8 protein-coding genes are annotated in these 12,525 nt (G+C 56.4%); 3 read left to right on the plus strand and 5 right to left on the minus strand.

The features are described 5' to 3' along the window. Positions 1-133 precede the first annotated feature (133 nt). Entirely contained in the window at positions 134-1,687 is a 1,554-nt protein-coding gene (locus TBK1r_RS30445) for an arylsulfatase (RefSeq protein ID WP_419580546.1), read from the minus strand. A 127-nt stretch (positions 1,688-1,814) separates the two neighbouring features. Continuing rightward, the gene (locus tag TBK1r_RS30450) at positions 1,815-3,239 is read right to left on the minus strand and encodes a sulfatase (RefSeq protein ID WP_419580547.1); all 1,425 of its coding nucleotides are present in this window, start codon (positions 3,237-3,239) and stop codon (positions 1,815-1,817) included. A 354-nt stretch (positions 3,240-3,593) separates the two neighbouring features. On the opposite strand from TBK1r_RS30450, the gene TBK1r_RS30455 reads away from it, so the two are divergent. Together TBK1r_RS30455 and TBK1r_RS30460 are read left to right on the plus strand one after the other, a co-directional pair. Continuing rightward, a complete protein-coding gene (locus TBK1r_RS30455) occupies positions 3,594-4,424 on the plus strand; it encodes a DUF6528 family protein (RefSeq protein WP_145219005.1) in 831 nt (276 codons plus the stop codon). A gap of 1,092 nt (positions 4,425-5,516) precedes the next feature. Then, entirely contained in the window at positions 5,517-6,902 is a 1,386-nt protein-coding gene (locus TBK1r_RS30460; RefSeq protein WP_419580548.1) for a sulfatase, read from the plus strand. 137 nt (positions 6,903-7,039) lie between these two features. Here TBK1r_RS30460 and TBK1r_RS30465 read toward each other — a convergent pair whose 3' ends face one another. The 3 genes from TBK1r_RS30465 to TBK1r_RS30475 form a co-directional block, all read right to left on the minus strand. After that, positions 7,040-7,246, minus strand: a complete 207-nt coding sequence (locus TBK1r_RS30465) for a hypothetical protein (protein ID WP_145219009.1) — start codon at positions 7,244-7,246, stop codon at positions 7,040-7,042. A gap of 171 nt (positions 7,247-7,417) precedes the next feature. Next, entirely contained in the window at positions 7,418-8,125 is a 708-nt protein-coding gene (locus TBK1r_RS30470) for a PEP-CTERM sorting domain-containing protein (protein WP_145219011.1), read from the minus strand. A gap of 87 nt (positions 8,126-8,212) precedes the next feature. Next, a complete protein-coding gene (locus TBK1r_RS30475; protein ID WP_145219013.1) occupies positions 8,213-10,921 on the minus strand; it encodes a dockerin type I domain-containing protein in 2,709 nt (902 codons plus the stop codon). Positions 10,922-11,892: 971 nt separating this feature from the next. Here TBK1r_RS30475 and TBK1r_RS30480 point away from each other — a divergent pair. Then, complete coding sequence (locus TBK1r_RS30480) at positions 11,893-12,501, plus strand: Uma2 family endonuclease (RefSeq protein WP_419580549.1); 609 nt, start codon at positions 11,893-11,895, stop codon at positions 12,499-12,501. Positions 12,502-12,525: the final 24 nt, after the last annotated feature.

Consider the following 12,525-nt stretch of genomic DNA (forward strand, 5'->3'; position numbering starts at 1 on the left):
ATGCCCCTGGATTTCGCCAATCACGACTCGGGAACGCGCTGTCAAGAATCCGCCCAAGCAGGTCCCGGATCGGACTCGGTCGATCGTCGAACTCTGAACCAAGCACGCTATTTGCCGCTGCCGCTGCGTTCCATTATTCAACTACCAATTTTTTCTTGATCGGCCACGGCTGAACCCCTACGCGCTCGGCCCAAGCTTTCCACTTCGTTTTCAGTTCCAAAGTCTGGTCGGGATGCTGTTCGGAGACGTCAGCGAGTTCTGTTCGATCCGCTTCCAGGTTGTATAGCGTCCACGGCTGGCGATGTGCGCGGACGAGCTTCCAATTACCTAGACGTACGGCAGAGTTGCCTTGATGCTCAAAGTACAAACCTTCTGGACGCTCCAGGCTGTTGCCGTTGAACGCTGGCTTCAGACTCCGACCTGCAACTGGCGTTACAGCTCTGCCTTCAAAGACCTGCGGATAGATCGCTCCGGCAACATCCGCACAGGTTGGCAGCAAGTCGATGACGTGCCCCACTTCGTGTGAAAAGCGTCCATTGAGTTTGGCGGGGATTCCGTTCGGCCAATGCGCGATCAGTGGCGTGGCGATGCCGCCTTCATGCACGAACATTTTGTACTTGCGAAACGGGGTATCACACATGTTCGCGCCGGCTATTCCGAAACTGTTGTACGAATTCGGCGTGCCAGTGCGGGCCTTGGGATCCCCTCCCCGGGCGCCGGTAAAACCGGTTGGGCCGGACTCGGCGCTGGCACCATTGTCGGATAGAAACAGGATCAATGTATTGTCTAGCTGCTCTAACTCGTTCAGCTTCGAGACGATGCGTCCAACACCGCGGTCAACCAAATGGACCATTGCGGCGTGCGTCGCCATTCGCAAGTCCATCTCTTCGGGGTTTTCGACTTCGTGCCAGGCAGGGACGTTTGGATCCTGATCGGATAGCCTTGTGTGGCTGGGAAACATCCCCATTTTCAACTGACGCTCGAAGCGGGCTTCCCGCACCGGTTGCCAGCCTTTAGTGTAGCGTCCACGGAACTTAGCGATCTCTTCGTCGGGGGCGTGCAACGCCCAGTGCGGCGCGGTGTACGCGACATACAGAAATACGGGGCGGTTCGATTTCACGCCTTCGTCGATGAATTGCACCGCATGATCAGTGAATGCCGTGGTGGAATACCATTCCTTAGGCATGGGAATGATCTTGTCGTCCAGCACCAGGTCACGCCCGGGCAAGTTGCGGTAGTGGTGTCCGCCACCTTGAGGTGTCCCGTAGAAGCGGTCGAATCCACGCCTGAGCGGCCAATGCTCCGGGGCGGAACCGACGTGCCATTTGCCACAGATTGCAGAAAAATAATCCGATGTGCCGAGAACTTCGGCGATCGTGACACATCGAGCGTTTAAGAAACCACGGTACGAGGGGTGTCCGTCGTCACCAGTCATGTGGCCGACGCCAGCCTGATGTTGGTACAACCCGGTCAGCAACGCGGCGCGCGTCGGACAGCATCTCCCTGCATTGTAAAACTGCGTGAAACGAAGTCCGTTCTTCGCTAACTGGTCCAGGTGGGGCGTCTCAGTCTCAGCACCATAGCATCCGATGTCGCTGAAGCCCATGTCATCGACCATGATCAGCACGATGTTGGGCCGCGATTGCGAAGCAGCAACCAACGTCGTGCCGCCGGCCGCCAACAACACAACAGCGAACGAAAACGGCCAAAGACGGGGATTTGGATTCATGTCAGTTTTCGCGATCTGTTTTGAGAGCGTCGGATATAGTCTGGACTTTCAGCAATCGTGAAGCCCGTCAGCCCCGTATTCTCGTCTACCTTGATTTCCTGTCGGCTTTCTTGCGTTTGCCACCAGCTGCCCTGGCTGGCTCCGCATTGGTATCGGGAAAGAACTCTGCCAGTTCAGCCTTCAGGTTGGCGAGCGATTCGTCACCGGCAAGATTATTCCACTCGTTGGGATCGATTCGCAGGTCGTAGAGTTCCTCGCTGCCGTCGCTGTATCGGATGTATCGATGGGTTTCACTGCGGACAGCGTGGTTGTTTTTGCCGAAGGTCGTCAATGCCACGTTCGGCCACGGTGCGGAGGGGTTTTTCAGCAACGGCGTCAAGCTGACTCCTTCCAGTCCCTCCCGGGGCGGCAAGCCACACAACTCGATCAGAGTCGGATAAATCGACAACAATTCAACGGGGCGCTTGCACGGTTTGCCCTGATCCATTCCCGGGACACTGATCATGAAAGGAACGCGAGTCGCTTGTTCCCAAAGCGATTGCTTCGCCCAGCGTTCCTTCTCACCAAGAAAAAAGCCATGGTCCGAGTACAGCACGACGATCGTGTCGTTTGCGTGCGCACTCGTTGCAAGGGCATCGAGGACTCGACCAACCTGTTCATCGGTCCAACGGATGCAGGCCAGGTACGACTGCACGGCCTCTTTCCAGCGTCCGCTTTCGACAAACCACGAGTGAGCTGGCGCGGCGGGAGCCTTTGTCAGAGTCGTGGCAATGCCTGGCAGGTCGTCACGGTCACCGACTTTCACCTCTGGCAGTTCGATCGTGTCTGCCGGAATCTCATCGAATACGCGGGTCGGAGAATAGAACGGAACATGGGGCCGATAGAACCCAACCGCAAGAAAAAATGGTTGCTCGGATCGTTTGCTGATGACATCGATCGCCCACGAAGCATCGACATAATCCTGGAACAATTGTTCGTCATAGGACTGGCCGCCAAAATCCCACAGCCCTTTTGCCCCGTCGGGCGTCTCAGGGATCAGACGTTGATCGATTCTCTGTCGCTGCCCAGGTCGCGGTCCGACTTCGTCAATGTCACCAGGAGGCAATCCAGAACCGTGGTAGATCTTGCCCGTGGTGTAGGTCCTGTATCCGCTCGCCGCGAAATGGCGAGGTAGCGTGACACGGGACTTCAGGGCGTCAACGGTCCAGGGCTTGGGCGAATTCATGTAAACGCCGCTGCTCGATGGCCGCATTCCATACATAATGCTGGTTCGGGACGGATTGCAGATCGGTGCCTGGCAATGAGCATTGCTGAACAACGTCTCTTGCTCAGCAAGCCGATCGATGTTGGGCGAACGAGCTTGCGGATGCCCACCCAAACAGCCAACCCAGTTGTTCAAATCGTCAATCGCAATCAGTAACACGTTCGGCGGTTCCGCCTGTACGGCCACAGATGGCCAGGACAAGATCAACAGCGCGAGTAAGAACAGTATCGATTGAGCACGAGTCACGTGAATTCGCCTCAGCGGGATCGAGGTTGTGGAGAATACGAGAGTGTAGCCAAAAATGCGGACGAGCAGGCTTTGACCGACGTAATCGCAGGTAGCCAGCAGTAGAAATCTCGGCGTGATAAAGTACGCTCACGCAACCGATACAGGCCGTAACAGCTTTAGGCCTGGTTCGATCGGCGGCTCAAAGCATGACACGAATGGATTGGCTACATTCACTCATGTCGAATTTGAACTCCGCCTCACGGAACGAACGAAATGGTGTCAAGTGAAACAAACGGACGTCCCGTTACAGAGACTGTTCCGCGGGCATTGTGCCTCCTGATCGTCGCATCTTGTTTGACCCTCGGTCGTCCCGTGTCGGCGAAAGACCGGTTGATATGCTGCGGTGGCGCGGAGGTCTTTATTCTTGAGATCGATCCAGACCAAACCAAGGCTCCGGAGCTCGTTTGGTCGTGGAAGGCAGAAGATTCTCCCGAAATTCCGGAGGCGGGTAAAAGATCGTTCGCGACGACCGACGAGTGCAAACCGATTGGAGGGTCTCTTCTGATCACATCGTCCAGCGGCGGTGTCGCATTGATTCGAAGGAGTGACAAACGTTGCCAATTCTACACGGAGGCGAAGAACGCCCACAGCGCCTGTCTACTGCCGGGTGATCGGGTTGCAGTGGCGTCAAGCTTTGGTGGCGACGAACTTCTCGTTTACAAGCTGGCCAGACCCAGCGGCAGCCCGGCAAAACCGGTCGCCAGAATTCTCCTTCGAGGTGCTCATGGAGCGATTTGGGACGAGGAGTCGAAACGACTGTGGGCCCTGGGATCCGATGAACTCCTGTTGGTCGATCTTGGAGACGAACCGACGGGTTCGACACTCAGCGTTGACCAACGAATCGAGCTTCCGACGCCCGGCGGCCACGACCTCTCGCAATCACGCGAAACGTTTGTTTTCTTCGTGACGACGAACGAGCACGTCTACCGTTTCGATGCCAGAGACGCCCGCTTTACGCCACACCCGATTCTTGCCGACCGGCCCAAGGGGAAATCGGTCAGCGAACATCCTCAGACCAGTGAGATCGTTTATCACCAGGGAACGCCAGAAAATTGGTGGAGCGACAGAATTCGATTTCTCGGCGACCGAGAGGACATCCAGATACCAGGGCGACGACTATACAAGGTTCGGTGGGACAGGTAGGTGAATGACTCTCGTCCCACTCATGTTGGGTGGACCAACCTCTGCTTCAATTCAGCTTTTTTCTGGCGAGCGTCTGTGTCTTAGGCTATAGCGGCGACGGCAGAAGAAGGTGCCCGTCTGTTGGGTTCGCCTGAAAGCTCGCGCTGATCGCCAACCTCGCACGAAGATTCGCGAACGAAAACGGAATTTGACGCCACCACTTCCAGGTCCAAGGCGACACCGACAACGCGGGTCACTTTTAGGCCCACATAGCTGCCAACCAGACTGTGACCCTATCGCGTGCCGACCGGTCGGCACGGGCAATGACCGGGCCTCATTCGAATTGGCCTCGCCACCTAATCCCTGGCTCCCACTTCGGTATCCAGGAGTGCCTTAAACAAATGGTGCCATTTGTTTTGCACCTCCAGGAATACCGAGGTGCGAGGTCTGGATTGGGCGGTGTGGCTTGCTTGAAGAATGCCCAGTTTGTCGTGTGTGCCGACCGGTCGGCAAATCAAATTTTGTCGGCCTGGCTTCCGATTGCGGCGCCCAACCCATACCGATCGAGCACCTTCGCTCTGTATCCGGATTCCATGGAGCCCACCCCTTTTTCGTCCGCGACTTTCCCAGCCAGGCCGCCAAACGGTGGATCTTTTGTCTTCCCTGGCGCCAGCGTTCGCAACGTCGTCACACCCGGGTAAATACGTTGGGGTTTGCAGGGTCACGGGAACGTTCACCATGCCCGGCTTAAACGGGACAGAGAGAGCGAGCGTGGTATTGGCTGGGTGCGTTGGGCGACAGCGTTCCCGCCGATTACATACAATCTCCCGGCGAGTTCTTGATTCTGGAACTGCGGTGAGACCAGAGGGGCGTACGAGCGCGTCGTCGGTCATGTTCGCATTCTGTGCGGCAAGAGCTTCGGACCGTCAATCCACTGTCATCGGCTGGCTTCGTCAATTCCAATGCTGCCCCCGATTCTGACGAGTTGGGGTGATCGTCGACCATGTGGAAATCCGCGTGCGAGTGGAGTAACCTCGCCTTCGTCTGATTAAATGCACAAAATCGAGATTGCTGGAGACTGTTTGGCTGATGAATACTTGCGGGAGAGGATCGATGAGATGGCTGCTTGCCGTTGGGCTGATGACGGCCGCCGTGACCATGCGGGCCGCCGAACCGCGACCGAACTTTCTGGTAATTGCCATCGATGATCTGAATGACTACGTCGGCTGTCTCGGCGGGCACCCGAATGCGATCACGCCGAACATCGACCGATTGGCTGCCCGCGGTGTGCTCTTCACGCGGGCGTATTGCAACTCGCCGGTTTGCCAGCCGTCACGGACGAGCCTCTGGACCGGGTTGCGCCCCACGACGATCGGTATCACCGCGAACCGGTCCAAATGGTTCCGCGAGCAGTCGCGGCGGCCTGACGCTGTCTCGCTGCCGCAGGCTCTGGGGTCGGCCGGGTACAGCACGTTTGGGTTCGGCAAACTGTTCCATGTCGGCCGGCCCGACGAATCGGCCGTCGAGTGGCAGCGATCCAACGTCTTCAGCTACGGTCCCCGCCAGAAGCCGATGCTGAACTATGACCAGGGCGATGCAATCACCGATTGGGGTGTTCCGCCAAAGGACAGCGACCACGCCGCCAGCTTCGACCCGATTATCGCCGATCGCACGATCGCGGCGCTAAGTGATCGCCACAGCCGGCCGCTGCTGCTGGGGGGCGGATTCTACCGACCCCATACGCCGCTCTATGCGGCTGGCGAGTGGTTCGACATGCATCCAAAGGCGACGATCGCACTGCCCGAGACGCCGCCGAACGACAATGACGACTTGGTGTACTTCGGCCGACGCCCCCGGCGGCCGCAGGACGTCGAAGCACCTGGGCTCTTCACACAGGACTGGGCCGAGAAGACTGGCAAGTGGAAGGACGTGCTGCAAGCCTACTTGGCATGCACCAAGGCGATGGATTTCCAGCTGGGTCGCGTATTGGAGGCGTTAGATCGCGGGCCGCATGCCGACAACACGTACGTGATTCTCTTTTCCGACCACGGTTGGCACCTGGGCGAGAAACGGCACTGGGGCAAAGCCGCGTTGTGGGAGCAGACGACGCGGGTGCCGATGATTGTGGCCGGGCCGGGAATCCCCAGCGGCGTCCGTTACGATCAACCGGTTGATCTGCTAACGATCGCCCCAACCATCCTCGATTACGCGGGCGTCCAGCCGCCGGGCAAGTTGGACGGGAATTCTCTGCGGCCGGTGCTGGAAAACCCAAAACACGACTGGCCGCACCCGGTGCTGACGACGTTCGTCGATCACCACGCTTTGCGTACGCCCCGCTGGCGATACATCCGTTATGCGTCCGGCGAGGAGGAACTCTACGACCACTCCCGTGACTCGGATGAGCTGGAGAACCTGGCCGTCACTCAGCGTGACTCCGACGAGGTCCAGTCCGTCCTGGCCGACCTACGCAAACAAATGTCGGCGTTGTTGCCGCGCTGAAACGAGTTGCCCATCGCGACCAGGCTTCGGTACACGACAGCTGCCCATTTGACGCGTTTCTACTGATTTTGCGTCGATTTTTCGGTGCCAAGACGAGAGGAAATGTTTCCCCATAGACATGCATCGCAGTTTTTTGCCTACCTCGCGGCGGTCCGAATTGCCTCGGCGCGACCGAGGAAATCCGCCAGCGCGTCGGTCGGAGTCATGTCCGCTTCATTGCCGTAGCGCGCGGCGGTGTCCGCCACCGCCGCGGCGAAACGGAACCGATTCGTGCGTTCGGTTTGTCCAACCGATGCAGTTTCAAGCCGGTTGGTAGCAATCGCCAAGGGTAAGTTCGTCGCCATTGCGAATGGTGAACATTCCACGGCAAGATCGAAGTTGAACCACGAAATGACATCTCCATTCGAACGCACCAGACGCTGGTCCACGCGGCATTGAGCTCGATGTGTCGGGTGATCGAGTGGTCAAACCGATCGCTACTTCAGGGTTGTCGTTGTGAACAAGCATTCTAAATGCTAGCCCCGTATCTGTCTTGGTGACACGTCGCGTGCCATACCTCTTCTTCTTGCCAGGGCTACCCCGACCAATCCGATCAATGCGATCACCGCCGTGGAGGGTTCGGGCACGACCGTAGACGCCGCCGATGAGATGCGGGTCGGGTCTGCGGCAAGCGTCTCGTTTACGATGGAATCGTACTCTGTTACGGACGACAAACTGAAATCTGACAGGTTGAGTGTGTCCAAGAACAGCCCATTGAGATCGACGGATATTTCCAACTCGCCCGCGAAATTTGCGGCCGTCATGATCTGGACGTTCGCGATCTGGCCGTTGACGCCGGAAACAATATCAGTCCCCAAGACGTCGTCAATGTCGGAAATCGTCATCCGAGAAAGCGATGGCGAATCGATGACGGTGGTGTCCGCAAAATTGGTGGTGGCTGCGAACAAGTAGTTGGACGATGCGGGACTGGCATCTGCGAAGTAGTAATCGACTCCCGCCGTACCGACGTTGCTGGTGAGATGAAGACTAATTTCGTATGCAAATAGACTGATGATGTCGGGCATCTCGACCGTAAAGTCAAACGCTTGGCCCGCGGTGTACTCTGTCTCGAGAGTATTGATCGTAATCAGACCAGCTTCGGCCGGCGTGGATTGAATCGCTGAAGCGATCAAGATCAGCGATACGACAATCGTCGCGGGACTGCACATTATTGGGAATCTCAAACGACTCTCCTTTCAAATTGAAAAAATTGCAAATCGAAGTACGAATAGGTCTCAACGTGGACTGCTCGGTTCATCAACCATGCAGGACTAAAACAGTCCTTGAAGTCGCCCACTTGCCAAGACCTCCAGTGTTTCATCGGTGATTGTTCCGTCGCGTTCATCCGAGAGCAGATCCACCTGCCCGATCGCCACATCGATGTCTGCGTTCTCTCCCTCGGCGAATGCGGAGCTCGAATTCAGGCTCTGAACATAGGCCAAGTGATTGATGATATGGAGCGCATCCAACGGGCTTGTCTTGCCATCGCGGTTGACGTCGTAAGGATCGGGCGTGGTATCAAGGACCGACTCACCCTCGCCAGATAACGATGCAAGACGATTGATGACACGGAGTGCGTCAAGCGGACTGACTTCGCCATTGTTGCTGGTGTCGAATCGATTCACGACACCACCGCCTTGAGCGACCGTTAGCAATTCGTTCCCGAGACCGCGTAGCACCATGAAGCGATCGCGAACGCTGACACGCCCATCACCATCGACATCGGCGTTGGGATCCCAGTTGCCAGACGACGGCGTCGATCCCTGAGCAGCGATCACGATACTCATGTCCTCGGACGTTACTTGTCGGTCGCCGTTGGCATCACCGGCGAGCCGATGGAAGGCAAACTGGTACGGCCCTCCAGCCCCGTCGCCATCAAGCGGGGCACCACCAGCGGCGACGAGGCTTGAATCGATGGTCAACTGATAGTTGCCATCGACGAGGACCCCGCGCGAATCGACCCTGGCGCCGGGAAGGAACGTGACGTCAATGTTGGTCGCGTCATTGGCCTGCCGGATGTCAAACGCCGCATCCACCACCTGCCCGGAAACCAGATGCACGATCTGAACGACATCGGACGGCGAGGCATCAAACTGAACGATTTGGTCAAACTGGATTGTCAGTTGATCGACAGCGGACCGCTGGTCCAATTCGCCAAGTACCAATGACTCCACGACCGTTGGTGCGTTACCGGTAACCTCCACCGCATGATTTGCCTTGGCACCCACTGCACCGTCCTTGTCCGTTGCAGTCACAGCAATGGTATAGATGCCGTGTAAATCGAATACGTGTTCGACCTCCGTGGTGCTGAGGCCAGTAGTCGATTCGTCGTCGACCCCGTCCCCATCCCAGTCGATCGCATAGGTGAATTCGCCGGCCTGATCGACTGATGACGGATCGCTTGCGGAAAGTGTCAAGACAAGTTGCTGACCTTGCACTGCGGTCGACGGACCCGCAAGTGACACGCCTGGCGCCAGGTTGTCGACCGCCAGCGTCGTTGTGGTCAGATCGCTGAGCCCTTGACTATCACTGACACGAAGTGCGATGACGCGTGTTGCAAAATCGTCGGTAAAGGTATCGGTTGGACTTAGGCCGATGGCGTCCACGTCGAAATTCGATCCGTCGTAGTCAAGATCCCATTGGAACAACAAACTTTCGGTCAATTGATCTGCGTCACTAGATCCAGAAGCGTCTAAGCTAACCAAAGAGCCTTCGGTGGCTACGTAAGGTCCACCAGCATCGGCAATTGGTGGCGTGTTAGAGCGTTCGACCACGGTCAGCACCGTGCTAGCAGTGTAGGAATTGTGTCCATTGTCGATTAGTAATGCGATCGGATACGTTCCTGGTGAAGTCAATCCCAGCAGCTGCATGTGTTGCCATCGAAGCGTGAAGGTTTCCCCATGCAAATCATCAAAATCACCATCATTCGTCAGATCCCACTTCACACTTTCTACATAGTCTGGCGTCTCAGAACCGGTCGCGTTCAACACAACATCATCTCCTTGAATGACGGTGTAGGGTCCGCCTGCATCTGCGACGACGGGCAGATTCGGATATCCATCGCCGATACAATACAGTCGAGCAAGTTCGTTCGATGGTATAGCGTTGCTAGCTAGCCATCTTCCATCAGTCGCTCGCGGGTCACCGATCGTTCCGTAACTTCTGTATGACGTCCAATTTTCGGCAGTGGATCCGATGTCCCCCAGGCTCGTTGTGCCTGTCCAGGCACGGAAACCGAATGTTATGGCTTCACCGAACTCATTGTAGAGAATTGGATTATCCAGAGTCTCATACAAATCAGATTCCGAGAGGGCAACAAGTTCACCTCGCGTATTGATGATCTGTGAACGCAAGCCGCCGATTCTTGCCACAGCACGCTCTGTATCGCTGGATAGAAACGCTTTGTAGTGAATTTCTAATCCATCCCAGTCGGAGTAAGGATCGTAAACCAACCCTCCTTGTACTGCATGTTGCGTACAGTGCCAATCGGCGTCTTCCGGGCCTTCAAACGCACTTGGTGGCGGAGGGTAAAAAACATCTTTTGTGGGCGTTATTCCGCCAGATGTGACAAACATAACCTGAGGCCGAATAGCAAAATATGCGTTGAATCGGAAAGGGCTATTTTCTGCGATCGTCGCATTGCCTTCCGCGTCGTACGCCGTGACGATGACAGCAAAAGTCCCGTTGCTCAGTCCACCCACTTCGTACTCGCTGTCCGTTAAACCTGTTTTTGTGACAAAGCGACCTGAGCCGTCTTCATTTCCGCCAACTGTCAAGTCGTACGACACCGCTCCTTCGGCGTCGGTCCAGTCGACAATCGTATTAGTCGTATCAACCGAAATCGGCCCGGTTATAGAAAATGACCCTGGTCCCGCGAGGGGGCGGCGCGGTTCAAGCGATTCAATTCCCAACCGTCGACGTGCGGTCCTTGACGGACTGCCATGGGTTTTGTTCTTCGAGACGATACTTTGTGGTGACATCAATAACTTCCGTAAGTATATGGAAATGGGCAGGTGTGGCTACAGGTTCTGCCAACTGCTAGGATTTGCGTTTCCGTCCAGCGACTAAATCTTGGCGGCTACGGCGACCGAATCGCTTGGACTAACCAAACCACGTCGTCGCCGGATCTCGTTTGCGTGGTCGGACTTCCCCCGTTCCCTCGGTCTAGTAAAACTGTCGCCACGGCATTTGTCCTATACCAGCGTTCTCAGTAAAGGCTTTCTCTGGCCTTGTATCGCCCGTGCGGAAGTAATCGCGAGGCGAGGGTTCTGTTTGCGGATGAATGCCGCTGACAGTACTTTTGTCCGAGAGCATATTGTTCCCAATGCTTAATGAACTATCGTTCAATACGCTGTTGCCACGGTCCGTGCTGCCCACGGAAAAAGACCGAGATGGTTCGCCTTAGTGCTGGAAATCGTACGATCGTTGATACTTGGCAGTCGACCGTTTAAGCAGCCCCCGCCGTTCTCAGAACCACGGGTACAACCTTCGTCAATCGTGAGGTCCTGTGCGGCAAGCGTCGCTTCGGGATAAACAGGGTCAACGCGGATCAGCGTTGCTGACAGCAGTTCCAGACGCTCGAGAGTCTGGAGACGCAGCTTTCTGGGGTTTTCGCGTTGGCCTGTCGATGAATTACTAAAAAGAGTTCGCCTTGGGCGACGCGCGGGCTTGGTGACCATGGAAACCGATTTGACGTTGTCGAATTCGAATCGAAGGCGGAGGTTCATCCTTCCGCACAGCATCAATGCGTGGTTTTGCCGTTCCTTTTTTCACAAGTTTTCGATTTCTAAATGAATTTCTGTTGTCGACCTTGCCAGCGATCAGAGATCAGCCGCAGGGCGGATCTGCCACGGCCGGCGAATACGCTTTCCATCGCGCAACAAACGTTCGCTTCGTTTACAATGATGCAGGCGGATTTGCTACTTTTACTCCCGGTGTTCGTGGATCGATCATGTCCGAAGCCCCACCTCCCCTCCCATCCAAAGACGGAGAACCGGCGTGGGAAGCGGCCTACTTGCATCCTCCGCAAGGCAGTTGGTCCGAAGAAGATTTCCTGAAATTTCACACCAACCGAATGGCTGAACTCGCCGACGGAAGGCTGGAGATCCTGCCACTGCCGAACCTGAAACATCAGCGGATGCTGCGGTTGTTGCTGGGGTTGCTCGAAGACGCGATGCCCAAAGGCGGTACCGCCCTGTTCGCTCCGCTGCCGATTCGATTGTTCCCCGGCACGATTCGTGAACCGGACCTGCTGTACATCGCCCCTGAAAATCGTCCAGCCGCCGATGTCGACTATCCCGATCATCTTGATCTGGTGATGGAGATCGTCAGCCCCGGTAGTGAAGCGAGGCAGCGCGATTACACTGACAAACGCCGTGACTATGCCAAGGCGGGGGTAGCCGAATACTGGATCGTCGATCCAGTCGAGCAGCTGGTTACCGTGCTATCGTTGAACTCGGACCGATATACGGAAATCGGCACCTTCGCGCTCGGACAAGTCGCCTCGGGGGAGTTGCTGACGGGACTGCGGGTCGACGTTTCGGCACTTATGAAGGCATGATCGGTATCAATCGAAACTCATGAC

The sequence above is a fragment of the Stieleria magnilauensis genome (genome assembly GCA_007753675.1).
In the GTDB taxonomy this organism is placed as follows: domain Bacteria; phylum Planctomycetota; class Planctomycetia; order Pirellulales; family Pirellulaceae; genus Stieleria; species Stieleria magnilauensis.